General features: G+C 34.6%; 24 protein-coding genes. 14 read left to right on the forward strand and 10 right to left on the reverse strand.

The genetic code is table 11. The annotated features are described in order from the left end of the window. Positions 1-78: 78 nt before the first annotated feature. The 3 genes from G530_RS0106160 to G530_RS0106170 are packed head-to-tail and all read right to left on the reverse strand — an operon-like array spanning position 79 to position 1,754. Complete coding sequence (locus G530_RS0106160) at positions 79-648, reverse strand: YceI family protein (protein WP_026933699.1); 570 nt, start codon at positions 646-648, stop codon at positions 79-81. Between the two features lie 19 nt (positions 649-667). Continuing rightward, a complete protein-coding gene (locus tag G530_RS0106165) occupies positions 668-1,321 on the reverse strand; it encodes an NAD(P)H-dependent oxidoreductase (RefSeq protein WP_026933700.1) in 654 nt (217 codons plus the stop codon). Then, positions 1,305-1,754 carry a MarR family winged helix-turn-helix transcriptional regulator gene (locus G530_RS0106170; RefSeq protein ID WP_026933701.1) on the reverse strand — a complete coding sequence of 150 codons (450 nt, stop codon included), beginning with the start codon at positions 1,752-1,754 and terminating at the stop codon, positions 1,305-1,307. Before G530_RS0106170 ends, G530_RS0106165 begins: the two co-directional genes overlap by 17 nt. A gap of 149 nt (positions 1,755-1,903) precedes the next feature. Here G530_RS0106170 and G530_RS0106175 point away from each other — a divergent pair, with 149 nt between their 5' ends. Both G530_RS0106175 and G530_RS0106180 read left to right on the forward strand, forming a co-directional pair. After that, positions 1,904-2,218: a rhodanese-like domain-containing protein gene (locus tag G530_RS0106175; protein WP_026933702.1), complete on the forward strand. Its 315-nt coding sequence runs from the start codon at positions 1,904-1,906 to the stop codon at positions 2,216-2,218. 161 nt (positions 2,219-2,379) lie between these two features. Continuing rightward, positions 2,380-3,069: a porin family protein gene (locus G530_RS0106180; protein WP_026933703.1), complete on the forward strand. Its 690-nt coding sequence runs from the start codon at positions 2,380-2,382 to the stop codon at positions 3,067-3,069. Positions 3,070-3,701: 632 nt separating this feature from the next. On the opposite strand, the gene G530_RS0106185 is transcribed toward G530_RS0106180, so the two are convergent. Together G530_RS0106185 and rlmF are read right to left on the reverse strand one after the other, a co-directional pair. Beyond that, complete coding sequence (locus G530_RS0106185) at positions 3,702-4,286, reverse strand: HD domain-containing protein (RefSeq protein ID WP_026933704.1); 585 nt, start codon at positions 4,284-4,286, stop codon at positions 3,702-3,704. A 148-nt stretch (positions 4,287-4,434) separates the two neighbouring features. Continuing rightward, positions 4,435-5,292, reverse strand: coding sequence for a 23S rRNA (adenine(1618)-N(6))-methyltransferase RlmF (rlmF, locus tag G530_RS0106190; protein WP_026933705.1), 858 nt, complete (start codon positions 5,290-5,292; stop codon positions 4,435-4,437). Positions 5,293-5,370: 78 nt separating this feature from the next. Between rlmF and G530_RS0106195 the strand changes: the two genes are divergently transcribed. Continuing rightward, positions 5,371-6,681 (forward strand): DEAD/DEAH box helicase, encoded by a 1,311-nt coding sequence (locus G530_RS0106195; protein ID WP_026933706.1) that lies wholly within the window; start codon positions 5,371-5,373, stop codon positions 6,679-6,681. 18 nt (positions 6,682-6,699) lie between these two features. Here G530_RS0106195 and G530_RS0106200 read toward each other — a convergent pair whose 3' ends face one another. The 3 genes from G530_RS0106200 to G530_RS0106210 all read right to left on the reverse strand — a co-directional run bounded on the left by G530_RS0106200 (position 6,700) and on the right by G530_RS0106210 (position 11,078). Next, on the reverse strand, positions 6,700-8,127 hold the full coding sequence (locus tag G530_RS0106200) for an exonuclease domain-containing protein (RefSeq protein ID WP_026933707.1): 1,428 nt from the start codon (positions 8,125-8,127) through the stop codon (positions 6,700-6,702). A gap of 162 nt (positions 8,128-8,289) precedes the next feature. Then, positions 8,290-10,089 carry a vWA domain-containing protein gene (locus G530_RS0106205; protein ID WP_026933708.1) on the reverse strand — a complete coding sequence of 600 codons (1,800 nt, stop codon included), beginning with the start codon at positions 10,087-10,089 and terminating at the stop codon, positions 8,290-8,292. Positions 10,090-10,214: 125 nt separating this feature from the next. Then, complete coding sequence (locus G530_RS0106210; protein WP_026933709.1) at positions 10,215-11,078, reverse strand: hypothetical protein; 864 nt, start codon at positions 11,076-11,078, stop codon at positions 10,215-10,217. Between the two features lie 134 nt (positions 11,079-11,212). Here G530_RS0106210 and G530_RS0106215 point away from each other — a divergent pair, with 134 nt between their 5' ends. From G530_RS0106215 to G530_RS17265, 11 genes are all read left to right on the forward strand, one after another. Next, positions 11,213-11,668: a methyltransferase family protein gene (locus G530_RS0106215; protein WP_026933710.1), complete on the forward strand. Its 456-nt coding sequence runs from the start codon at positions 11,213-11,215 to the stop codon at positions 11,666-11,668. Between the two features lie 153 nt (positions 11,669-11,821). Continuing rightward, on the forward strand, positions 11,822-13,948 hold the full coding sequence (locus G530_RS0106220; RefSeq protein WP_026933711.1) for a catalase: 2,127 nt from the start codon (positions 11,822-11,824) through the stop codon (positions 13,946-13,948). A gap of 410 nt (positions 13,949-14,358) precedes the next feature. Further along, positions 14,359-15,237 (forward strand): DUF808 domain-containing protein, encoded by an 879-nt coding sequence (locus tag G530_RS0106225; RefSeq protein ID WP_026933712.1) that lies wholly within the window; start codon positions 14,359-14,361, stop codon positions 15,235-15,237. Positions 15,238-15,682: 445 nt separating this feature from the next. Next, entirely contained in the window at positions 15,683-16,288 is a 606-nt protein-coding gene (locus G530_RS0106230) for a MarR family winged helix-turn-helix transcriptional regulator (RefSeq protein ID WP_026933713.1), read from the forward strand. Between the two features lie 73 nt (positions 16,289-16,361). Then, a complete protein-coding gene (locus tag G530_RS0106235; RefSeq protein ID WP_026933714.1) occupies positions 16,362-16,568 on the forward strand; it encodes a hypothetical protein in 207 nt (68 codons plus the stop codon). A gap of 19 nt (positions 16,569-16,587) precedes the next feature. Beyond that, positions 16,588-17,685: a sensor histidine kinase gene (locus G530_RS0106240; RefSeq protein WP_026933715.1), complete on the forward strand. Its 1,098-nt coding sequence runs from the start codon at positions 16,588-16,590 to the stop codon at positions 17,683-17,685. A gap of 3 nt (positions 17,686-17,688) precedes the next feature. After that, positions 17,689-19,011 (forward strand): sigma-54-dependent transcriptional regulator, encoded by a 1,323-nt coding sequence (locus tag G530_RS0106245; protein ID WP_026933716.1) that lies wholly within the window; start codon positions 17,689-17,691, stop codon positions 19,009-19,011. Positions 19,012-19,365: 354 nt separating this feature from the next. Next, on the forward strand, positions 19,366-20,646 hold the full coding sequence (locus tag G530_RS0106255; RefSeq protein WP_026933717.1) for a Glu/Leu/Phe/Val family dehydrogenase: 1,281 nt from the start codon (positions 19,366-19,368) through the stop codon (positions 20,644-20,646). A gap of 25 nt (positions 20,647-20,671) precedes the next feature. After that, positions 20,672-21,112: a GreA/GreB family elongation factor gene (locus tag G530_RS0106260; protein ID WP_026933718.1), complete on the forward strand. Its 441-nt coding sequence runs from the start codon at positions 20,672-20,674 to the stop codon at positions 21,110-21,112. Next, positions 21,084-21,500, forward strand: coding sequence for a hypothetical protein (locus G530_RS0106265; RefSeq protein WP_026933719.1), 417 nt, complete (start codon positions 21,084-21,086; stop codon positions 21,498-21,500). The genes G530_RS0106260 and G530_RS0106265 overlap by 29 nt, the downstream gene beginning before the upstream one ends. Before the next feature lie 455 nt (positions 21,501-21,955). After that, positions 21,956-22,357, forward strand: a complete 402-nt coding sequence (locus G530_RS17265; RefSeq protein ID WP_205619191.1) for a cyclic-phosphate processing receiver domain-containing protein — start codon at positions 21,956-21,958, stop codon at positions 22,355-22,357. 419 nt (positions 22,358-22,776) lie between these two features. Here G530_RS17265 and G530_RS17270 read toward each other — a convergent pair whose 3' ends face one another. Beyond that, positions 22,777-23,898 (reverse strand): hypothetical protein, encoded by a 1,122-nt coding sequence (locus G530_RS17270; RefSeq protein WP_051199715.1) that lies wholly within the window; start codon positions 23,896-23,898, stop codon positions 22,777-22,779. 697 nt (positions 23,899-24,595) lie between these two features. Further along, positions 24,596-24,994, reverse strand: coding sequence for a hypothetical protein (locus G530_RS0106285; protein WP_026933722.1), 399 nt, complete (start codon positions 24,992-24,994; stop codon positions 24,596-24,598). Between the last annotated feature and the right edge of the window lie 128 nt (positions 24,995-25,122).

A 25,122-nucleotide genomic window follows, 5' to 3' on the forward strand; every position in this document is an offset into this window, starting at 1 on the left:
AAGATAGAGATGAAATTATTCTAAACAAACATTTTTTCAAATAAAAATCCCGGAAGTAGGGTTCCGGGACTTTCAGAATTAGAACTTAAGGTTTACATCAAGTTCGAAATTGTCATAAATCGTCTTGTCTCCCAGGTTATCGAAGAAACTTCCTGAACCATATCTTACATTATATTTAGATCTGTCTATTGTAAGATGAGTTTTTGCTGAATCTTCATTTACGCTAAGGTCGAAAGTAATTGGATGAGTTTCATTTTTGATCGTAAGATCTCCAACAATTCCATATTTACCGTTTCCTTTAGATGCAGCACTTGTAATCACAAGTTTCGCCTCTGGATGCTTTTCAATTCCGAAGAAATCTTCAGACTTCAAATGACCTTCCAGTTTCCCTTTATTTTCACCAGAAAGATCAGTTACAGTAATAGAACTCATATCCATTACAAATTCTCCTCCTACGATCTTATCGTCTTCCATCATAATGTGACCACTTTTAAGCTCAATAGTTCCATTGTGGGAACCAGTTACTTTTTCTCCAGTCCAGGCAATTGTACTTGCTTCAACATCTACTTCTTTTTTCGTATTTGTAAATGCTACGGTTGCTAAAACGATTACAGCAGCTAGTCCGCCTTTTAAAATTCTATTTTTCATAGTTATTGATTTTTAATTTTTAAATTACTTCTATTAGATCTGATTTTGATTTTCTTACTTTGGCCAGGTGTTGATATTGATCATCTTCACTTCTATAACCTATTGGCGCTATCACAGCCGTGGTTAGATTTCTATCTTTTAATCCAAGAATCTCATCGAATTTTTCAGCGTCAAAACCTTCCATAGGGCAGGTATCGATCTTTAAATTTGCTGCTGCAGATAGTAAATTCCCTAGCGCGATATATGCTTGCTTGGACGCCCATGCATTTTGAGATTCTGCTGGAAGTTTAAGGGTGGTATTTTTAATCATGTCTTCCATACCTTTAAGGTCTTCTCGTGATAGATTACGAGTTTTAGCTATATTGTCCAGGTAGGTGTAGACATAATTTTCTGTTACCGACTTTAAATTTGCAAATACTAATAGGTAAGATGCGTCTGTGATCTGAGTCTGGTTCCAGGCAACTTCCTTTAATTTTTCTCTGGTAGCTTGATCTTTTACTACGATAACCTCATAAGGTTGTAAACCATAGGATGAAGCAGTCAACTGAATACTTTCTAATAGAATATTCAGGTCTTCCTGACTAATTTCCCTTTCTGGATTGAATTTCTTCGTGGCATACCGCCAATTAAGATCATCATTGTAGGTGCTTCTTGTACTAACTTCTAAGCTCATTTAATTTAGTGTTTAGTGATAAAATTTCTTTTTGGTTTATTTTCTTAGCAATACTTTCTTCGTGATCCTTAATTAACGGATCTAATTTTTCTAGCAATTTTAATCCCAATTCGGTAATTCTAATTTCAATTTTCCTTCTGTTCGAAGGACATACAATTCTTGCGCAAAGATTTTTATCTACCAGCTTGTCGACTAATCTGGTAGTATTACTCATCTTCGAAACCATTCTTTCCTGAATTGTAGAAAGATTCGCTGGTTTCCCCTGTTGCCCTCGTAAAATTCTTAAAACATTGAATTGCTGACTGCTTATTTCGAAAGGCTTTAAAATTTCGGCAAGCCCTTCACTTAAATAATTTGCAGTAACAATAATATTCAATACCAGCTTCTTTGCTTCCGGCATCTCATTCGTTTTAAGTAATTCTTCAATTTTCATTTGTACTTACAATTGTTGTATATACAAATGTAGTAAATTAGGTTAATGAATATTTTAATATTCTGTTAAATTTTTCTGATTGGGCGTTTCAGATTTCTCAGCCAAAAAATTAGATTATCTTTACAACACCAATTATAAACTTAACTACTATGAAAGAATTAAGTCAGGAAGAATGGCAGAACCAATTAAAAAACGATAAAGATTCTGTAATTCTTGATGTACGTACCGAAGAGGAAGTAGAAGAAGGATATATCCCAAATTCTAAAAATATTGATATTTATAAAGGACAGGGATTCATCAATGAAGTTGAAAAATTAGATAAGTCCAAGCATTATTATATCTATTGCCGTTCAGGTAAAAGAAGTTCACAAGCCTGTACTTTATTAGACCAAATGGGATTCAGTGAAACTTACAATCTTCTAGGAGGTTTTTCTGAATGGGAAGGTGAAAAAACTAGCGATTAGATAGAATCTATATAAAATTAGAAAGCACCATAACCTGGTGCTTTTTCTATTTTAGGATACTCAATTAGAAATTTTTACGTTAAAAACATAGGTTGAACTATTTGAATAGTCTATTAAATTGATATATTTAACCCCGACAGTCCACGAATTATACTATGAATATGAATAAAGCACTTTATCTACTTATTATTGGTTTGTTATGCTTTTCAGCAACTAACGCTCAGGAATTTAGCTTTGGTATCAAGGGTGGTCCTAGTTATGTCTCAGGAGGTCAGATAACGGGTAGAGTAGGCGGCGGAACCGATTTTGGAGGAACCGTTGAAGCAGACTCGAAATTTAAATATCACGGAGGTGGTTTTTTTGAAGTTAGATTCGATAAATTTTTAATACGCCCAGAACTTATTTATAGCGCGATGGAAACGGAATTTGATTTTCCTACTCAGCCTTCAACGTATGCCTTGGAAAAAATAAGTGTTCCTTTATTATTGGGGTATAATGTATGGGGTCCAGTAGATATTTATGCAGGTCCAGCTTATCAGAAAATATTAGACGCTACTTTAGAGGGAAATGAGCCTGATCAACCTGTTATAGTTCAAAATAGTCCTTTAGCCGGACAGGCAGGAATTAAAGCAGCATTTGGTAGATTTGAATTGGATCTAAGGTATGATAGAACATTTGCATCGAAAGAACCTTACATTATTAATATTGTTAATGGAGGTGCTGATGGTTATGGTATTAATACTGCAGATTTTGATGACTCTAGACTCAATCAAATACTTCTTAGTATAAGTTTTAAAATCTTTGATAGTTCAGCTAATCCAGGAAGAAGAAAAGGTAGTTGTTACTTTTAGAATGATATCTTAATTTTTTAATATAGAATGCTCCAATTATGGAGCATTTTTCATTTATAATACATTAGCCTTTATCCCAAACCAAAGCTTTCTTAGAAAGATAGTAGAGTACCACTAACAATCAGAATGGAGGCCTTTAAATATACACCATAGATCCAATATCCACATTTTCACCTCTGAAAATCTAAACTTTTACACTCGTAAATTGAAAGGAAATAACACCAGAAACCAGAATTGTGTTAATTAATTCCGGACATAAATTCGCCACCATATAAAATTGAAAGACCTAAAGCCAGCCAGACATCACCCTAATATGCTGTGAGACATTCTGAAGTAATAGTTTTGGAGTAGAAATTACACTTTAAAGGATTGCCGTATTATTTCTAATATAGTTCACCAATTCTTTTTCTAAAGCTGATATACGATATTTCAAAATAAAAAAACTAAAGTAGATATCAGAAAATAAAAAAGGGATAACAATCGCTATCCCTTTTCTTGAGTTGGTTAGTTAAAGAATAAGGTTGAAATATCACCTATGCTATATACTTACTCGATAACAAAAACTTTGAAATTTAAAGTTATAGTTAATTTTTCAATTATCCTACTAAGTGAAAATTAGCAAAATTTGATCATTACATTTTAGCCCATAATCTGGCTAGATTCTTGAAATGTTTATCTTTTACTGGTGCCAGAAATTTAAGGGCATAATCTGTATGAAAGTGATGAGCTTTAAGAAAATCAAGCTGAATTTTCACCCATTCTTTATCAGTAATTTCTGGATTAAAATGTTTTAATTCCAGATATAATTTTTCTGAATAGAAGTCATATTCTTCAGTACCCAGATAGAAAAGGTCTGCATCCGCTACAATATTTTCGTAATTATTATGTGTTTTCTGTGGAATACGCGTGGCATTTATCATTCCGCATATGGTTATAATTTCCTTCTTTGAGAAATTATATTCTGGCAGTTCTTTGGAGGCAAGGTTACAGCTTTTGGTTTCGTGATCTTCCCTGCCTATTAAAAATCCAGCATCATGATAAAGCGCAGCAACTTTAATTAAATAAATTTCCGCATTAGATAAATTCTCTTTTTTCGCCAGAAATACTGCACGTTCCATAACACTTAAAGTATGTTCTGGACAGTGATAGTATAGATAATATGGAAGCTCATTTTTTAGACGCTTATATAAATTATCAAATACTTGATTGTTTTCCATTCGTGCTTAATTCGTCAAGATAACCTCCTTAAGTAATACTATTTACGAAAATTAACGCAATAAACCCGAATTTTTGATAATCAACTTTAAAATGTGAAGAATTATTACATTATTTCTATTTATGATCTTATGAAACATAAGTTTCAATTTACTCGAATTTCCAGGCTATAATTCTGCTTTTCTTATTACCATGACCCATTTCAATAGTTCTATAACTTGCACCGATTTTTTTCAATTGTTTATAAATCTTCGGAAGGTTCTCTTTTTTAGAAACGAGACTTGTAAACCAACCTACCTGATTTTTAAAAAGTACACTTTCCTTTATCAATCTTTTAATAAAGAGTGCTTCTCCACCATTGCACCAAAGTTCATTTGCTTGTCCGCCGAAATTCAGATCTGAGGAATTTTTAAGATTAAGATTTTTAACCTTTCTGGAATTAGCCTTTTGTGCTTCCTTTTCTGAAGCATGGAAAGGTGGATTACACATACTGAAATGGTAATAATCGTCCTCTTTGATAATACCTTTGAAAATACTACCACGATCCTTTTGCTGAATGATCTCGATATTTTCTGAAAGCTTTTCATTGGAGTTTATATTTGTCCTTGCCATCTCAACAGATTTTACTTCAATATCTGTTCCCAGCATTTTCCAACCGTATATGCTATTTGCTAAGATGGGATAGATGGCATTGGCACCAACGCCTATATCAATTCCTTTTATTTGAACGTGAATATTCTCCTCTAATAACAGATCATTTAAATGATGAATATAATCTGCTCTTCCAGGAATGGGAGGGCATAAATAATCCTTAGGGATACTCCAGTTATCAATCCCGTAGTGATACTTCAATAAAGCCTTATTCAGTTTAAGAACGGCATCCTGATCTGAGAAATCAATGGTTTTAGTTCCATATTTATTTTCAAAAACGTACTGAGAAAGTTCAGGTATCGCATCAGTGAGTACATCAAAATCATAGGGTTTATTATGTATATTCTCAGGATGCATTTTTTTGATTTTAGGATCCCTCCAAAGGTATAAGATTTCATAATGATTAAACTCTACAATTAGCTGTACTTTTGCGCCATGGCCAATTATATAAAATCTGAAGAAGAAATTCTGAATAAATTGAAGATCACCGAGCTGAATGCTATGCAAAAAGAAACAGCTAAAGCTATAAATTCTTCAAAAAATACAATTTTGTTATCTCCCACCGGAACTGGTAAAACACTGGCTTTTTTGCTACCGCTTTTAGATGAACTCGATGTTGAGGTTTCTAATGTACAGGCGATGATCCTGGTGCCTTCGAGAGAATTGGCTATTCAAATAGAACAGGTGATCAGGGAGATGGGGACCGGTTTTAAAGCTAATGCAGTTTACGGCGGCAGATCTTCGGCAAAAGATAAGGTTGACCTTAAACATCCCCCAGCTATCCTAATTGGAACTCCTGGCAGACTTGCAGATCATTTGAGAAGAGAAACATTCTCTTCAGAAGATATAAAGACCATAATCCTTGATGAATTTGATAAATCCCTGGAAATTGGGTTTAAGGACGAAATGTCTGAAATTTTTGATCTTTTGCCCTCTATTGAAAAACGAATTTTAACCTCGGCTACCAGGAATGTTGAAATTCCACGTTTTGTTGGGATGAAAGACCCCACGGAGATAAACTATCTTCAGGAGGAGGCACCTTTGCTGAAGGTAAAGACCTTAAATTCTCCAGATCGGGATAAATTAGAAAGTCTTTTGGATCTTCTTGCTCATATCGATAATAAACCAGGTATCATATTTTGCAATTATAAAGATAGCATACAGCGTGTAAGTGATTTTCTTAACGAAAACAGAATTTCGCACGGAACTTTTCACGGCGGAATGGAGCAACAGGATAGGGAAAGAGCTTTGATCAAATTCAGAAATGGAACTCATCGAATAATTATTGCTACAGATCTTGCTGCTCGAGGAATTGATATTCCAGAGTTGAACTTTATCATTCATTATCAACTTCCGTTAAAAGAAGCTGAATTCACCCATAGAAATGGAAGAACAGCGAGAATGCAAGCAGAGGGAACCGCTTATGTATTAAAATGGGCGAAAGAGGATCTTCCAGAGTTCATTGCCGAATCTGCTATTCAAAAACTTGAAAATAATTCACTTAAAAGAGAAACTGAATGGAAAACACTGTTTATTTCTGGTGGACGAAAAGATAAGATATCTAAGGGTGATATTGCTGGATTGTTCTTCAAACAAGGAGGACTTAATAAGGATGAATTAGGTACCATTGAATTAAAACAGGACTGTAGCTTTGTATCTGTGGCAGCTGTAAAAGCAACCGGTATCATCCAGGCTTTGGATAATTCCAGGTTGAAGAAGAAAAAAGTAAGAATAAGACAGATTTAAAATGCTAATCGTGGAAAACTAATGAAACCAATCTGCCGGTTCATTTTCTATCACTTCTTCAATGCTATTGAGTGGGAGTTTATTTAGATTGTTTTTGGTATTAATGTAACGGCTCACCAGGCGGTCTGTATAACTTGAATTTTTCTGTGGAATCAAATAATTTCTAAAATCTTCCGGATGTGAAAAATCCTCTGAATTATTAATAAATCCGTAGCCCGCATATCTTCCTTTATCCAGGTAAATAAAAGATTTTTCTTCCTTCGTTCGGCCTTTTTCCATGATCAAACATGAGTTCTCATATTGATTTATAAAATCTAGCGCATGGGCCACACGATCATTATAATCATCAACCTCAATTTGACCTTTACAAACTCCGCTGCAACTATGAATCTTATAATGATCACAGGTCGTAACGCCTCTTTGTAACCCGGCGTACTTGGGACATAATTCAAATTTTTCACATACATATTCCATAAATTTTATCGCTTCTTCCCGGGTATAAAATTTCATCCAGTTCACCGGTGAGATCTTGTTTTTATGAAGTGCAAAAACCTCAATACCTTTTTGATTATGATAGGAGGTAAGTGTATATGGTTTTGTATATTTTTTCTGAGCTTTGTTGAATTTCGGATAGTATTTCAGAATAAGATCTGATTCTCTCAAAAGCGCTAAAAATTCATTCCCGGTAAGCTCATAATCAATACTGTAAGTTTCCTGCATCAATTTGTACTTCCGGTTAGATCGCTCCTGAAAATGAGATTTAATTCGGCTTTTTATGTTTTTTGCTTTCCCTATATATAAAGGAATCCCATCCTTATCCTTAAAAAAGTAAACTCCGGTTTCCTTCGGTAATTTTTCAAAATCAGAATTTTTGAAGTTTGGAGGCAGGTAAGCTGCTCCGGTCTTTCGGTTAAGAAACTCAGTGATCACTTCATATTCAGGATCCAGGGAAACACAACGTTGAAACAGCGTTACTGTAGCCTCGCAATCGCCTCCGGCACGATGCCTGTCAAAGTGCGGAATATTGATACTGGTACAAATATTACCAAGGCTATAAGAGAAAAGTCCGGGAATAAGTTTCTTCGTTAAACGAACCGTACAAATGCGCTTTCTTTTGAAATCCCTGTTGATATTAGAGAATTCAGCACGTAGAATATTATAGTCGAAACTCACATTATGTGCCACAAAAATACAGTCCCTGGTGATCTTTTCTACTTCGTCTGCAATTTCAGAAAACTGAGGGGCGTTGCTCACCATCTCATCATTGATACCGGTAAGACTTTCAATATATAATGGAATTGACTGACTTGGATTTACCAGGGAAGAATATTGATCTATTAATTCTCCGTTTTGTACAACCATCACGCAAATTTCCGTTATTCTATTGCCCTTTATCCCGTTGCCGGTAGTCTCAATATCGGTAATGGCGAACTTCGCATCTTTCATGGTGGAAAATTACAGTATAATTGGAAAATATCCAAACAATAGGATAAAATCCAATTTTATTAGATCTTCTAATAAGGTTGTCGCGTTCGAAGACAGAAACTAACTGAATAAAAAAAGGACCTAACATAGATTAGATCCGTCAATTAAAATTGGGGAATAAAATTATTCCTCAGCTATATCGTTCGTGCTTTCATAGCTTTTTACCAGCCTGATAAATTCGGCACGGTAACCTTCGTTATCATTTCCTCTTCCTTTTTCCGCGAGATCCAGGACTAAAGGAAATTTTTTTCCATTGGTGAATTCAGATTCTCTCAAATTCATTCCGAATAGAGCAAGAGCAGATATAAAATTAAAATCTTCTGAAAGTTCTTTTTCAGAAGCGGTATAAACAACCTCTTCCAGAAGCTTACTTTTTTCACCGTCCGGTTCTTTATATCTGAATTTTACAGTAAGAAGTTCACCTGAATTGGTAGCTGTTGGAACTTGATTTGAATATTTGTAATCGTCGATATCTTTTAAATAATCGCTATTCACACCGGCAGGAATGATTTCATAAATGGCAGTAACATTATGGCCACTCCCTAATTCTCCCGCATCCTTCTTGTCATCATTAAAATCTTCATCATTCAGTAGCCTGTTCTCATATCCTATGAGTCTGAAGGCCTGCACATTTTCTGGGTTGAATTCCACCTGAATTTTCACATCTTTTGCGATCGTATAAAGCGTTCCCCCAAATTCGGTTCCTAAAACTCGTTGAGCTTCCTGCATGGAATCTATATAAGCATGATTTCCGTTACCGGCCTGCGCAAGAGTCTCCAGTTTTGAATCTTTATAATTCCCCATTCCAAAACCAAGGGCCGTTAAAAAGACACCTGATTCTCTTTTTTTCTCAATAAGATCCTTCATGGCATTATCACTATTTAGGCCTACATTAAAATCCCCATCTGTGGCCAAAATCACTCGATTATTTCCGCCTTCAATAAAATTCTTACTGGCGATTTCATAGGCTAATTCTATTCCCTGCCCTCCAGCCGTTGAACCTCCAGCATTCAACTTTCCTAAAGCTTCTTCAATTTTTATCTTATTATCACCAGAAGTGGGTTCTAGCACAACACCTGCGGCACCAGCATAAACTACTATAGAAACTTTGTCCTTTTCTCTTAACTGATTGGTTAATAATTTAAAAGCCGATTTTAATAACGGCAGTTTATTTTGCTGATTCATAGAGCCAGATACATCAAGAAGAAAAACGAGGTTTGATGCAGGAACATTTTCCATCGGAACATTTTTACCCTGGATTCCTATTTTCACAATTTTAGTTTCAACATTCCAGGGAGTTTTCGCTAATTCTGTTTGAATGGAAAAAGGATGTTTTCCATCAGGTTCTTTATAATCATAATTGAAGTAATTGATCATTTCCTCGATCTTAACTGCATCTTTCGGGATCTCGATGCCGCTATTTATCATTCTTCTAATATTACTATAGCCTGCCTTGTCGACATCTATAGAAAAGGTAGATAGAGGCGATGTCTTAACAAGTTTAAAGATGTTCTCTTCGATCTCGTTGTAAGATTCATTAGCCGTAATTGGGGTTCCGGAAATCGCAGACTTACCTCTCATGGTAACATGAGTGTATCCGGTTACTAATTGCTCATCTGCGACTGCAACTATTTCATTTAAAGAACTAGTATCGTCTTCCAATACAATATTAATAACCGATTTTTCACCTATTCGAACTTCTTTTGTCTTAAATCCTACAAAACTAAAAACCAGGATATCATTTTCCTTGGCTTCTATGGAATACTTTCCATCTATGTTTGTAGTAGTACCTGTGGATGTTCCTTTGATCACAACATTAACTCCCGGCAGTGATAAGTTATCATTATCTGTAACCATTCCGGTGATCGTTTTTGCCTGCACGTTTATGCAAACGGCGAATAATAAAATGTAAAATAATCTCATAATACTTAGGTTAGAATTGAGATCAGAGGGTAGGGCGACTGATACAATAGTTATTGAATATTGAACTAAAATCAAATTTCAGGCCGAAAAAAGGCAGGTAATTTAAGCCTGCCTTATATCAGGTTTTATTTCATCAAAAATTTAAACCATTGCCCGAAGTTTTTCTTCCAGATAAAAAGATCTGAAGGCATTAAGGAAGAGTAATTCAGATTCTTAGAAATTTCAGAAATTGAATGCCCTCTTACGTAATCTAATCTTTTCCATTTTTCAGGTTCAAGGTAAAAGAAGTCCTGGTGTTCACTATAATTGTCCTTATTGACCTTACTCCACTTATCAATAAAATCATTGTATTTCACCTGGTGGGCATGACCCCAGTTTTCAAACTTGGTTCTTATCTCCTCTTCAGTCCTGGATAGGCATTCATGCAGAACAAGATTTTTAGTGTAGATAACTCTTTTTCGGGTATTTCTTCCGGTTCTATAGCTAGGAAAATTAGTGGCAAATTTTTGATTCCGGGACTCATCAACATATAATATCCCGTCCTCTACATACTTATAAAGGTTGATATAAAATCCCGCAATCTGCACCTGGTTTTTCTCAGGATGTTCCAGGTAAACATCTTTAGATCTCAAGTCTTTTACGAATTCTTTAAAATTCACAAAATACTCATCACTATCTATTTGAATTAGCCAGTTCCCAACCCCCATTTTTATGCCTAACATAGTACGTTCTCTAACCTCATTTTCCATAGGATCGAGATTGGGATCATAGAAACAATCCTTATAAATGATTATTTTTTTAGAGGTGTCGAAAGATTCTAACCAGGAAAAGAAATCAGGATCAATTTCAAACCTGGTTCCAGTCCAGGTTTTCTGATCCTTATCCAGAGCGATGAAAATAGAATCGGCTTCTTCGTATACAGGAGGAATCGATTTTTTCAGCAGTTCATAATCATAAGACATTAAAAAACCTACCTGAATTTTTTTCATATTTTAGTTTGTACTGGAATTTATTGAATGGCTCGTGAATTTAAATATTTTCCCGGAAAACATCAGATGTTAGATAACCAATAATGAATAGGCGGAGTTAAAAGTCTTTGTAGGCGAGATTTTAAAATGAAAAAATGCACTTAAAAACTAAAGATTATCTTTTCGTGGGAATCCAATTTTTACTATTTCTATTATTTATAATAGATTTTGCATGGATTAAATTACTCCTTCCTAATATTATTAAAATTGTAGCTGCAATAATTGCTATTCTAGGCCTTGTGGTATTGCTGCTGGCTATTCTTCAATTAAATAGGAATCTATCACCATTTCCATCTCCAAAATCAAATTCTGAATTAGTGCAAACCGGACTTTATAAGTTTATAAGACATCCAATATATACGGGGATTTTATTGAGCTTTTTCGGTTATGCTTTTTTCACGGAATCATTCTTTTGGGTATTGACAACCATTTTCCTGTATATACTTTTTCTATATAAGTTGAAATATGAAGAGAAAATGTTGGCAGACCGGTTTGAGAACTATTCAAATTACAAGAAAAAGACTGGTAGATTTTTCCCGAAGTTATTTTAAGCTGGTTGTCTTTTATCAAAAAGGTGATTAAAGAATTGAAATTATGTTTTGTGAGAAACACCTTATTAAGAAAAGTTTGAAGAATGTTTAACAATCTATTGATTATCGCTCTAGGTTCATAATTATAACTTTAAGGGAATCAAAAAATTAAAAATGGAGAACGATAATAAAGATGGAAAAAAGAAGGATTTGGAGCAAAACATATCTGATCCTGAAGGGAAAACTATGACCACGAATCAGGGAGTAAAGGTAAATGATACCAATAATTCCCTGAAGGCAGGAGAACGGGGTGCGACACTGTTAGAAGATTTTATTTTAAGGGAAAAGATCACGCATTTTGATCATGAGAGAATTCCCGAAAGGATTGTTCATGCAAGAGGAAGCGCCGCTCATGGTTATTTTGAATTATATGAAAGTCAGGAGAAATATTCCAAGGCTGGAATTTTTACAGATACTAATAGAAAAACACCGGTTTTCACCCGTTTTTCTACCGTAGCCGGTTCTAAAGGTTCGGCAGATTTGGCGCGTGATGTTCGAGGTTTTGCAGTTAAATTTTATACGGAAGAAGGAGTATTTGACCTGGTTGGAAATAACATGCCGATTTTCTTTATTCAGGATGCTATGAAATTTCCAGATCTAATTCATGCGGTAAAGCCAGAACCACATCGTGAAATTCCGCAGGCAGCCTCAGCTCATGATACTTTTTATGACTTTGTTTCTCGCACACCAGAAACTTTACATAATCATATATGGGCGATGAGCGACCGGGCTATTCCTAGAAGTTTCAGGATGATGGAAGGATTTGGAATTCATACTTTCAGATTGATAAATAAAGAAGGGAAGTCTCATTTTGTTAAGTTTCACTGGAAGCCATTATTAGGTGTAAAATCAGTAACCTGGGATGAAGCGGTAAAACTTCATGGAGCAGATACAGATTTTCATCGTAGAGATCTATGGGATGCTATTGATTCTGGTCAATTCCCTGAATGGGAGTTAGGAATTCAGGTGGTGCCAGAAGAAGATGAACACAAATTTGATTTCGATCTTCTGGACCCTACAAAATTGATCCCTGAAGAAATAGTGCCAGTGCAGCGAATAGGTAAAATGACCCTGAATAGAAATCCTGAGAATTTCTTTGCAGAAACAGAACAGGTTGCTTTTCACCCTGGTCATATTGTTCCAGGAATAGATTTTAGTAATGATCCGTTGCTTCAGGGAAGGTTATTCTCTTATACAGATACGCAATTATCAAGATTAGGGAGTCCTAATTTTCATGAGATTCCAATAAACCGACCTATTAATCCAACACATAATAATCAACGTGACGGACATATGAGAATGACCGTTAACAAGGGAAATACGGCATATTTCCCGAATTCTATGGGTGGTGGATGCCCGCATATGGCTAAAATGGCTGAAGGTGGGTTCACCAGTTATGAAGAAAGAATTGATGCGAATAAAGTAAGAGCCAGAAGTGAGAGTTTCAGCGATCATTTTTCACAGCCTGGAATATTTTATAGAAGTTTAGAAACTTGGGAGAAGAATCACGTGGCTGAGGCCTATTCTTTTGAACTTGGAAAGTGTACTCAGGATCATATAAAAGAAAGAATGCTCTGGCTTATCAATAAGATCGATAAAGACCTTGCCCAGAAAGTTGCTGACAACCTAGGGATGAAAGTGCCTTCTAAGATCGAGAAGCCGGTAAATCAGGCTATTGGAGCAGATGATGATGGCAAGAAAAATGAACCGCAGGAGAGAAAAGATTATATAGACAAATCTGAAGCCTTGAGTCAGACGCATATCAAAACTGATAGCATCGCGACGAGAAAGATCGCGTTTCTGGTTAGTGATGGTTTTGATGCAGAGAATGTAAGTAAGATGAAAGAAGCCCTGGAAAAGAAGAATGCTGTGGTTAATCTTGTTGCCACTCATGGCGGAAACGTAAAATGTTCTGAAGGTGAAATGCATCCGGTTGACGCTGCATTAATGACTACTGAAAGTGTTGCATTTGATGCCATATATATTCCGGGTGGAGCTAAAAGTGTAAAAGCTTTAAAAAATAATGCTAAGGCTAAGAAATTCATCAATGAAAGTTTAAAGCATTGCAAAGCCATTGCAGTAGATTCAGAAGGAGAGGAGTTATTTGATGAGACCTTCGGAAAAGACTTCAAAGATGATAAAGCTGTTTGTATCAATAAGAAACCAGCAGATTTTATTAAAGCCATTGGAATGCATCGAAACTGGGAAAGAGAGGATAAAGCTAAAATGATTCCGGCTTAGAGTATTTTCGAATTTCAAATCTTTTAGAAAGTCCCGTTCTCATGAAACGGGACTTTTTTATTTACGCGATAATTAAATCAAAAGAATATTTAAAATAATCGATAGCACCACGTTAAGTATCTAACCAGTTCTTTTGCAGGTATCAGGATGTTTATTTTAATATAATTTATTTGCCCATTTTAGGGAACATATACGATAAGTTCTTTTCTTCAGTGGTCTTTTTGCTATTTGTGTGGTCATTTTTATTTCTTACCCATTGATCTAATTCTTCTGGTACAAAGATGAATGCTAAAGGGTTAATTTTAAAATATAATTGTTAGATACTGCATTTTTTATAGGAATGTTAGGAATTAATTTTTCCAATTCTAATTATAAAAACAGAACTTACCGCGCTCAAAACTCGAGTAAATATGGCTTCAGGATTTTTCGCTCTTTTGGATGATATCGCAACATTAATGGATGACGTTGCAGCAATGAGTAAGGTTGCCGGCAAAAAAACTGCCGGACTTCTAGGGGACGATCTCGCGGTAAATGCTGAAAAAGCTTCCGGTTTCCTTTCAGACAGAGAGATTCCTGTTCTATGGGCAATTACTAAAGGTTCTTTTATAAATAAACTAATCATTCTACCCATTGCTTTTTTACTTAGTGCATTTGTTCCTATAGCCATTAAAATAATCCTTATTATCGGGGGACTTTATCTTTCATATGAAGGCGCTCATAAAATTTACGAATGGATTGTTCCGCATAAAAAAAAGGAAGACATACATGATCTTCAGGACCTTACTAAAGAAGAAATGTTGAAGCACGAACAGGAAAAAATTAAATCTGCTATTTTGGTAGATTTTATTTTATCTGTTGAAATCGTAATAATAGCCTTAAGCTCAGTAGAGCAGGCAGAATTATTGAATCAGATATTTGTTGTTTCTATTATCGCAGTAATAGCTACAATTGGTGTTTATGGAATTGTTGGTCTAATCGTGAGAATGGATGAATTCGGAGTAAAACTTATTAATTTAAATGAGCGTGATAATAGTTTCTCAGACAAAGTTGGTCGATTCCTGGTTCAGGGACTTCCATGGGTGATTAAATCTTTGAGTATTATTGGGACCATAGCTTTAATACTGGTGTCTGGAGGAATATTTGTACATAATCTTCATTTTATACATGACATCGTTCATAGTCTTCCATCTATCGTTGGGGAATTTTTAGTAGGACTTGTAGTTGGTTTTACAGTCCTTCCAGTTATAACTTTTGGAAAGAAAATATGGAAATCGATTTTTAAAAAATAAGGTTATCATCATTATTTAGAAAGACTCAAATATTATTTCGATCAGTATTTTAAGAGGACTCTCATCCCGATTATTTCTGAACGGAGATTTTTTTATTTTGAAAGTATTACTATAAAACATTGAGCTCACATTGAATTTGGGGAGAAATATTGATTATCCAAAAATTGGAGGTTGGGGGGTGATGCCTCCTGGGAAAAATAGTAAACTATGATTATATAATTCTAGCTGATAAGATTTATGATTATGGTTTTATTTTACTATAAATTTTATTTTGTTAGGATCTTCACATCAATTTTGGCGCATCAATGGAAGGATGTAAAGGCCTAATTTTTAAAAGTGAAATTATATATTTAACACACTCAACGGTACTTCTAATAAAGTAGTCAGTTGTGAAATTATTCATTACTAACTTTACCCGGCGATCCTTTTTGCCAGGCTTTTTATTATGAGTATCAGCATTTTTAGTCCTGATAATCAAAATCGCAATCTTTCGAGTAAAATTGTTGCTGGTCTTGAACGTATATCAGAATCTTTTAAAGTACTTCTTTGGGAAAAAGCTAAAGTGTTCGGGATAAGTCCGATTCAAATTCAAATTTTGATTTTTATAGTCTATCACAAAACCTCATTTTGTAATGTGAGTAATTTAGCCAAAGAATTTAACCTTATGAAAGCTACAATTAGTGATGCTGTTAAGGTGATGTCTCGAAAAGAGCTAATTACTAAAGACTATAACTCCAAAGATACGCGCAGTTATAATATTCTTTTATCTGAAGAAGGAAAAAGAATAGTTAACGAAACAGAGAACTTTGCAAATCCAATTAAAGATCAACTTGGAGAAATTTCAGAGTCCGATCTAAAAAATTTATTTGAAACTCTAAGCAAATTAATTCACCAACTAAACCAAAATGGAATTTTAACTGTTCAACGTACTTGTTACGTATGTAATTTTTATAGGAAAAATAAAAATACGGATTATTGTAATTTATTGAATAAAGAATTACTAAACTCTGATATTCGTTTGGATTGCCCCGAATTTGAAAAAAGTAAGTAAGAGGTTTTATTCAATATCCCGTTTAGAAACTGATTTATCTGATATAGTAATAATTCGTAAAAATAAAAAAAATATGGGAAGACCTTCCACTAAACCAAAAGATCTAAGAGACGGATATTATATAGAGGTCCGAAATAAAAATAAAAAAACGGGTGTTAAAATCCGAAGAGACACTAAGGAACAACTCCTGCTCGCGATAAAGGAATATAGAGAAAGTAAGAATGTGATAGTTTTAGGAAAATTAAAAAATGGAAAAATGATGGATATTCCAGACCTTTAAGGAATCAAATAGTTTTTTAATGCCACCTGAAATATCATTAGCTCAAAAATTAGAAGAACGCCTAAAGGAGCTTTCTTGCCTTTATGAAGTTTCTTCCGCCATCAGAAAACATTCCGATTCTGTTATAGAAACCTTGGAAGAAATTTGTAGGATCACTCAACGAGCCTGGTTATTTCCTGATCAGGCCATCGTAAAACTGAAATTCGATGATTATTCAGTATTGACTTCAGATCTTCCGGAAGCCCCCATTGTTCAACAAAGTAACATCCACCTTTTTCAAGAAAATAGGGGTTTCATAAAAGTTTATTATGACATTAAAAAAATTGCCAACGCTCATTTTTTAAACGAAGAACAGAAGCTTTTAAATAAGATTGCTATTGAAATAAGTGAATTTTTTGAGCGTCGGGAGATAATAAAAAAAGAAGAGCTTTTAAAAAGAAGTGCCGAAAGAAATGATCGACTCTCCATTCTAGGAGAAATTACTGCCGGTATTGCTCATGAATTAAATACACCTTTAGGCAATATTTTAGGTTTTGCCGAATTAATTAAATCCAGTTCCCAGGAGAATCAAACTCAAAAAGACACTGAAAAAATTATTAAAGCAGCTATCTATTCTCGGGAAATCGTGAAAAAGCTGATGTACTTTGCATGTGAAATGCCCCAACACAAAGATTTTATACAAATAAAACCCGTTATTGATCAGGCATTAAAATTATTGTCTCAAAATTTTCAAAAAGCAGAAATCAACTATAATTTCAAAATAGACAATCCCAACCTGGAAGCACAGATAGATTCCATTCAGTTTACCCAGGTTTTGTTTAATCTTTTGATCAATGCCATTTATACTTCACCAAAATGGAGCACTATCTCTATCGAGGTTTCCAGTACTTCTACATATTTTAAATTGGAGATAAAAGATGAGGGATCAGGAATTCCAACCGACCTAAAATCAAAGATTTTTGAACCTTTTTTTAGCACTAAACCAGTTGGAGAAGGGTCAGGACTGGGACTAAGTGTAGTTCATGGTATCGTCAAAAGTCATCGCGGGGAAATTATTACTTTTGATAATGAACCTGCCGGTACAGTGTTTCAAATAAAACTACCTTTAAAGATTTAAGCTATGGCCCTAAAAAAAGCAAATATCCTCATTGTTGATGATGATTATGACATGCTTGAATTAGTGCAACGTCAGCTTCAAGAGCAAAATTTTCATTCATACAAGGCAGCATCGGTTGTTGAAGCCATAAATATTTTAAAATATAATGCAGTAGATCTACTCATTACTGATCTACAAATGCCTGGGATTGGTGGAATGGAGCTTATAAAATACGTGGAAGAACATTTTCCAAAGGTGCCGAAATTGGTAATAACGGGGTACCCTTCCATAGATGGAGCCTTAAGTGCAATGAAGTCTGGTGCATTAGATTATTTAGTAAAACCCTTTACCACGGAAGAACTTAAAACTTCTGTTGAAAAAACACTTCCCAAACAATCGCTACGATCTAAAGATAATACTCCCTCAAATGGTAAAACCATGGTTTACGCGGGAATCGTTGGTCAATCTAAAGAAATTGAACTTTTAATTGACCTCATAGAACGAGTGAGAAATAACCGCGCCACTGTACTTATCCAGGGAGAAAGTGGTACAGGAAAGGAATTGGTGGCACGGGCTATTCATTATAAAGGTTCCTTTGCAGCAAACCCGTTTATTGCAGTTAATTGTGGAGCTATACCGGAAGATTTATTGGAAGCTGAACTTTTTGGGTATAAAAAAGGGGCGTTTACAGGCGCTAACGAAAATCGTGACGGCTTTTTTCAAGCTGCAGCTAGAGGCACTATTTTTTTGGATGAAATTGGTACTGCCCCGCTTACGGTTCAAACCAGGTTATTGCGGGTGCTTCAGGAAAAAGAAGTGAGACGTATAGGAGAACAGAAAGCCCATAAAATTGAACTTCGTATAATTGCTGCTACGAACAGTGATTTGCAAAAAATGGTCGAAAATGGCAGTTTTAGGGAAGATCTCTACTACCGTCTTAATGTGATGCATATAGAAACTCCACCTCTAAGAAATCATAAAAGTGATATTCCTTTATTAGCAAAAAATTTTCTGAAGAAATATGCTGCAGAATACGCCAAACCAAATATTGAATTCACACCAAAGGCATTGCAAGTACTTGAACGCTATGATTGGCCGGGTAATGTTAGAGAATTAGAAAATGTAGTACAAAGAGCAATAATTATGAGCGAGCATAATATTGATATTGAGCAACTTCCCGATTATTTCAAATACCCTGCACCCACAATTTCTTCTATTTCAAAATCTTTACAGCAAGTTGAAAAAGAGCATATCCTGAAGATTATGGCCAGCGTGGATAATAACAAAACCAGAGCTGCGGAAATTCTTCAAATTGACCGCAAAACCCTTCGGAAGAAGCTGAAATAAAATCTTTTCTCAGCGGTCCTTTTCTCCCTACCGGGGCGTTTCTCCCCGGTTCAAAAAATTAATTTTAAATTTATTTATAATTTAAAACACTGTTAATCAGTTGTTTTGATGTTTCACACCCTCTTTTGTTTATCGTGGGCATAGCATTTGACTTTCTGTAACAAGAAAATATAAATCTATGACCAGATGAATTTGACCAAGGAAAAAGTAGAAACCAATTATTTCACGAAAAGGCATCATAATGGTATAACCCAAGAAATGCTTAAAGGGCTGTGCTTTAATTGTGACCATCGCAAAACCTGCACCTGGAGAGAAAACAGAAAATTATATTGTGAACACTTTCAATAAGAAAAAATGATAAATACTAAAAAAGCACCTAAACAATCTATGTACGGGACTGTGATGAACCAGTTCAACAAAACGGCAGATCTCATAGATTTAAATCCCAATATTAGAAAAATTCTGGGTATTACAAATAATGAAATTATTGTGCATTTTCCTGTAAAAATGGACAATGGAAAGGTTGAAGTTTTTACAGGATATCGTGTTCAACATAATAATGCTTTGGGACCTTATAAAGGAGGGCTAAGATATCATGATACTGTAGATATTGATGCGGCAAAGGCTCTTGCTATGTGGATGACCTGGAAAACTTCCCTGGCTGGACTTCCTTTTGGAGGTGCAAAGGGAGGTATTCAAATCGATCCTCGAAATTATTCTGATTCAGAATTAGAACGTATCACCAGACGTTTTACTTATGCATTAGGTGAAAATATTGGACCTGAGCATGATATTCCTGCTCCGGACGTAAATACCAATTCGCAGACAATGGCATGGATCGTAGATACTTTTATGTCCACTATTTCTTCTTCAGAACGATCACACAATCAACATGTTGTTACTGGAAAGCCAGTAGGCGCTGGAGGATTGGAGGGTAGAGATAGAGCTACAGGATTCGGAGTTTACCTCAGTATCAAATTATTATTGGAAACTAAAGAAGAAAATTTAAAAGATAAAAAATTCATAGTCCAGGGCTTTGGGAATGTTGGGTACTGGGCATCTCACTTTTTAACTTTAGACGGCGCCAAGTTAATATCTGTGCAGGATGCCCATGCTACATTGTACAATGCTAAGGGTATAGACATCCAAGCCCTGGCACAACATTGTGAACCAAGAAAAGGTTCAATAAAAGGTTTTGATGGTGCCGAGGAAATGAATGCCGATGATTTCTTTGGATTGGATTGTGATATTGTAATCCCGGCCGCTTTGGGGAATCAAATTACCGGAGAAAATGCATTCAAAATTAAAGCTTCCATCGTTGCAGAAGGTGCGAATGGCCCCACTGATAAAGAAGGTGAACAAATCTTATTGGCAAATGGAATAACAATTATTCCTGATATTTTCTGTAATTCAGGAGGAGTTATTGGCAGCTATTTTGAATGGTTGCAAAATAGAAATGGCGAATTGTGGCAATTAGAAGAAGTAATGGCTAAAATTCAGAAAAAACTAACCGAGAATTTTCATAAAATCCATAATGAGGTGAATAAACGTAACGTAGACTGGAGAACAGCTGCCTTTATTCTAGCTATATCTCGAGTAGAAACAGCATATATCCAACGGGGGATTTTCCCATAGCTATTGTTGAATTAAACCAAATGAAATGAAATACAGAGAATTAATTATCGAAAAAAAAGAATATGACTTCTTAAAACAAATTATGTCACTGGCAATATATTATAAAGATACCTCTTACAAAGCCTCAATTTTCAAACTCAACGAAGAACTTAAGGATGCGAAAATTGTCTCTAACGAAAAAATGCCGGCAGATGTGATTCGATTGAACTCATTAGTTACCATAGAAACACCCTATGCTGTCGAAAGGACTTACCAAATTGTTACTCCAGAAAAAGGTGATATTCGCAAGGACAAGATCTCTGTCCTGGCCCCTATGGGATTAGCATTATTTGGATATGCCCAAGGGGATAATATTACCTGGACCTTTCCGCTAGGTGAAAGCCACATAAAAATTAAAGAAGTAAAACAAATTGAACCCGATTTATTCAAAGTGAATTATGATAAAAAACATTCAAGAACATCATAATGAAGAGGAAATAGAAATTATCAGACTCCAAAATGAAATTAAGCAATGGAAATCTGAATTAGACTTCGTTTCTCAAGAGATAGAGTTTTATATAGATGTCTTTAATTTATTTTTAAACAAGAAAACAAATATTAATCGTGTAGAAACCATATACCTCTTTAACCAGTTTTCTAAACTCAGACGAACAAATAGTACCATTTTAAAGAGTTGTGAAATATTTCATCCAAAACTGGAAGAAAAGAATGAGTGTGAAGATGTCCAATGTGATCATGCCTACATCAGTGCTCATATATTATTGCGATCAAAAATTCAAAAGCATATAAACGATATACGAAGGTTAAAATATACAGCATTTACTAATCTAAAAAATGGAATAGAAAAGCTCTAATATGTAGGAATGATTGCTTGTCTTAGTTGAACCAGATAGGTTTAGATACACTCATCTCATACAGCAAAGTAGGTGAAGTTAAATTTTCAGCAAAAGTATCGGCCTATCTGGTTATTAAATATTCTTAATATGGAAAATAAATTTTTTAAAAGTATAAGTATTGTCCTTATAGTAGTCCTCGTGAGATCCTTCTATTTAGAACAACAATTTTATTATAGGATGTGGGAAGAAAGTCAAATAACAATTTTATTCCTTGGGCTACTTTTTGTCATACTCATATTGATGGCTATCCGGTTTGAGAGATTTGGTAAAGTAAAAAATGATTAATGGATTTCCTGTTAATACCCTGGATGAAAAAATACATATACAACGTACTACGGTCATTTCCGTTGAGTTTATCGATTTTTAGAAATATAATATCGATTGATTTATGGAATCTCTTTACCAAACAGGAATTGAAAGTAATAACTAAACCAGTAGATATTACAGAAGGAATAGAATCAAAAAATGAAGAGCTTACCTTATTGTGGCTGGATGATCGGATCAATCCTCTGGATAGTAGAATGGATTGGCTAGCGTACAGTCCATTGGGACGAGAGGTTAATGTCGTCTGGATTAAAAGTTATTCAGAATTCCGGCGATGGCTCGAATTAAATGGGCAACCTGATGGAATATGTTTTGATTATAATTTAGGTATTAATGTTCCTACTGGTTATGATTGTGCACAATACCTTATTAGTTATTGCAGGCGTAATAAATTAAAACTTCCGGTTTGGTCCTCGCAATGTCCTAATCCTGTGGAAAAAGCTAAGATCAACAGGTTATTAAAATCTGCATTAGCTGTTTCTGAACATTGATAAAATTTCTAAGTTTAAAATATTTTTTTTAAGGCAGAATTAGACATAAATCTAATTCTAGATTAAATTGGAGCATTTACTTATGAACTGATCAGAATATTTTTTTAATGTGTTAAGGTCCATGTCGGTCAAAACCGGTTTTTTATAAATTTTCACCTCTTTTTTTAATTTGCAAAACTAGCCTGTAAAATACTGAAGACGGCATATATCCTACGTCCAATATACGTCCGTTTAAGAATTTTACGAGCTTTTTAGTTATTCACGAAAAAAAAAAGGTTTGAAGTGTAACTAAATTAAAACTGAATGTCATAATTAACCTGTAACCAAAAAGACCAAAAATTAAACTCCCTGGAAATAATAATTGAATTGATGAAAGACATTGAAAGGTTCAATCTCGGAAAATTCAATAAAAAGTATCCTTACGACCTTTTAAGTCTTTCTATTTCAGCTTCTGAAAGTCTTTCTCTATAATTGTTCAGAATAATATTATTTATAATTTGCCATTCCTGAGCTTCCTTATCTCGCAAGACCTCGCGATTATTTTTAAGGTTATTAAGAACCGGGGCTACAGAATAAAGAGGAAAAGCAGATTCATAGATTTCAAGCATTTCAATAGCTTTTTCAACTTCCCTGTCCAGAATAAAATTTAGAGATTGAGACAGCAATTGCGAGGCTTCATTTTTTCTTTCTTCTGAACTGAATCTAATATTACCGAATTGAAGCTGAATATTTTTGTCTGGTAATGGCTGCGTTGGATTCACCTGAACATTATCTAAATCAATTTCCATTCCTGCCGAGACGTTAGGAGGAATAATTTCGTCATCCCTATCTTCTGAATTTGTTTCATTTACATATTTCTTTACAGCCATCACTTGTGGATAAAGACTTGTTTCTTCATCGTAGATTTTAGACTTGATCGTGGCCAGAGCCTGCATGGCATTTTGAATTGTGGTCTGATTGATTTCAGAAGGTAAAGGGATTAGGGAGGTAACCTCCTTAGATTTTATGCCTATAACTTCAATTATTAAGGTACCGCTTAATTTTCCCTCCTTAGCCGCCAGCCCGATGGAATATAGATCGCTAATATTAATGCCAGATTCTGCCGTGGTTATTAGCGAAATGAGTCGTAATCCTATTCCAACTCTTTTAGAGCCAATAAATTCATTCTGTGATATTTGCGCCAGAGTGGCATATTTCATATAGTCCATCGTGATCTTATAACTTGTATTTTTCTTGGAAAAAGTTATAGGTAGATAGTTGATTGTGCCTTCGCGATTGATCTCTCCTATGGAAACTAGAACGGTTTCATTATTTAAAAATCCCAGGGTTTCTTCTCGGGTAAGTAGCTTCACATTTTTAAAGATCAGAGATCCATTCCCATCTGAGATATGAAGTTTATCTTCGAATTCTACAGGGTCTACAGGTTCATATCCTCTAAAGTTTTTAAAACTTTTACCTTCCTCAAAAATATCCTCATTCTGTTTTGAAGATTTACAGCTATAAAAAAGAAGGCAGATAAGAAAAGATAGCACGATTTTCATAATTCCCGATTTGTAGAAGACATTTCTAGTTTACTTATTCTCAAAATTAAATTGAAATTCATGTAGGTTGTAAGTATTTGAAAATCAATTTATATGAGTCTCATAAATCTAAGCTTTTATTTTTAGAGTTCAGAATATCAGTGATTTAGAGTAGATTAATTCTTATTCCTTGAGGATTGAAGCATATAGCATTTCATAACAAATTCGTATTGCATGAAAAATCAATAATAAATTTGAAGGAACAGGATTCTGGCTGGCACTTCAAGAGCAATTACTTACATTTTTATTCGAAATTAACCGAGAATTGATCTATGCCCACGTTACTTGGATTTATATAAGGTATTAAACAAATTCATTAATACGGTTTTTGAAGCTATGGGGAATGTTAGACTTGCGCATCAGAGTAATTCATCAATCTTTGCGGAAGATGTACATATGTGTGTTTAAGCCTTTTGAAGTTAAGGTTCTTATCTGTTGTAAACGATAATCAGGGATTTATTGAGAAAATAGATGTCCTACACCCCTGAATAAAAACCTTCGATGGGCGAATTAAAGATAAAATTATAACCAGAAAGGCTTGTGAACGTTGTGCTATTAAAGATCGCGTGGTTCAGAAATTGTACAGGAACAATGAGTGAATTACAAGAAAATAGAATCTATAGTGAATGAATTAACAGCGAAATTTCAGCTTTAAAATTCATTTTTTTGAACTGAATATCTGAATAAATACATAAGAAAAGAACAGGAAGAATAGCCAGTCATTTATTCCGTAGACCGAAAAGAATAAGCCTGCAAATAGGTCTTTATCGTAAATATTAGAGAGGTCGTTACTCAGGATCCAGGTGGTCCAGTTAAAACCATAAATCAGCTTTTCAACGGCAAATACTCCAATCAGCCACTTTGTATGTTGATAATATTTGGCTACAGAGATATAAGCCAAACCCCAGATCACGATCATTAATAATCCGAAATTAGACATTACCACAGGATCAAATTCCGGTATTACAGGATTGCTGAAAAATCTTGAAAATACCAGTACAGACATATTCATTAAACCTGCTATAACAAAACCCTTAGTAATAGTTTTACTATTCATAGATGGAGCTATTTAAATTTTAATAATTCGTTTCAGTCTAAATACTTTTCTCCTGAATCTCGAATGGTGAAGTTACCTTTTCTTTTTTTAGGCGTAAATGAAAGTTCATTTCTGGATAAGGTTGATAT

It is taken from the genome of Christiangramia echinicola DSM 19838 (genome assembly GCF_000423065.1).
In the GTDB taxonomy this organism is placed as follows: Bacteria; Bacteroidota; Bacteroidia; order Flavobacteriales; family Flavobacteriaceae; genus Christiangramia; species Christiangramia echinicola.

Coding starts and splice junctions, on each gene's coding strand:
- G530_RS0106220 (WP_026933711.1), top strand. CDS start 11,822: ATGGAGAACGATAATAAAGATGGAAAAAAGAAGGATTTGGAGCAAAAC.
- G530_RS0106285 (WP_026933722.1), bottom strand. CDS start 24,994: ATGAATAGTAAAACTATTACTAAGGGTTTTGTTATAGCAGGTTTAATG.
- G530_RS0106180 (WP_026933703.1), top strand. CDS start 2,380: ATGAATAAAGCACTTTATCTACTTATTATTGGTTTGTTATGCTTTTCA.
- G530_RS0106160 (WP_026933699.1), bottom strand. CDS start 648: ATGAAAAATAGAATTTTAAAAGGCGGACTAGCTGCTGTAATCGTTTTA.
- G530_RS0106205 (WP_026933708.1), bottom strand. CDS start 10,089: ATGAGATTATTTTACATTTTATTATTCGCCGTTTGCATAAACGTGCAG.
- G530_RS0106210 (WP_026933709.1), bottom strand. CDS start 11,078: ATGAAAAAAATTCAGGTAGGTTTTTTAATGTCTTATGATTATGAACTG.
- G530_RS0106185 (WP_026933704.1), bottom strand. CDS start 4,286: ATGGAAAACAATCAAGTATTTGATAATTTATATAAGCGTCTAAAAAAT.
- G530_RS0106240 (WP_026933715.1), top strand. CDS start 16,588: ATGCCACCTGAAATATCATTAGCTCAAAAATTAGAAGAACGCCTAAAG.
- G530_RS0106260 (WP_026933718.1), top strand. CDS start 20,672: ATGAAATACAGAGAATTAATTATCGAAAAAAAAGAATATGACTTCTTA.
- G530_RS0106175 (WP_026933702.1), top strand. CDS start 1,904: ATGAAAGAATTAAGTCAGGAAGAATGGCAGAACCAATTAAAAAACGAT.
- G530_RS0106255 (WP_026933717.1), top strand. CDS start 19,366: ATGATAAATACTAAAAAAGCACCTAAACAATCTATGTACGGGACTGTG.
- G530_RS0106235 (WP_026933714.1), top strand. CDS start 16,362: ATGGGAAGACCTTCCACTAAACCAAAAGATCTAAGAGACGGATATTAT.
- G530_RS0106215 (WP_026933710.1), top strand. CDS start 11,213: ATGCACTTAAAAACTAAAGATTATCTTTTCGTGGGAATCCAATTTTTA.
- G530_RS0106245 (WP_026933716.1), top strand. CDS start 17,689: ATGGCCCTAAAAAAAGCAAATATCCTCATTGTTGATGATGATTATGAC.
- G530_RS0106170 (WP_026933701.1), bottom strand. CDS start 1,754: ATGAAAATTGAAGAATTACTTAAAACGAATGAGATGCCGGAAGCAAAG.
- G530_RS0106225 (WP_026933712.1), top strand. CDS start 14,359: ATGGCTTCAGGATTTTTCGCTCTTTTGGATGATATCGCAACATTAATG.
- G530_RS0106195 (WP_026933706.1), top strand. CDS start 5,371: ATGGCCAATTATATAAAATCTGAAGAAGAAATTCTGAATAAATTGAAG.
- G530_RS0106165 (WP_026933700.1), bottom strand. CDS start 1,321: ATGAGCTTAGAAGTTAGTACAAGAAGCACCTACAATGATGATCTTAAT.
- rlmF (WP_026933705.1), bottom strand. CDS start 5,292: ATGCATCCTGAGAATATACATAATAAACCCTATGATTTTGATGTACTC.
- G530_RS0106200 (WP_026933707.1), bottom strand. CDS start 8,127: ATGAAAGATGCGAAGTTCGCCATTACCGATATTGAGACTACCGGCAAC.
- G530_RS0106230 (WP_026933713.1), top strand. CDS start 15,683: ATGAGTATCAGCATTTTTAGTCCTGATAATCAAAATCGCAATCTTTCG.
- G530_RS0106265 (WP_026933719.1), top strand. CDS start 21,084: ATGATAAAAAACATTCAAGAACATCATAATGAAGAGGAAATAGAAATT.
- G530_RS17270 (WP_051199715.1), bottom strand. CDS start 23,898: ATGAAAATCGTGCTATCTTTTCTTATCTGCCTTCTTTTTTATAGCTGT.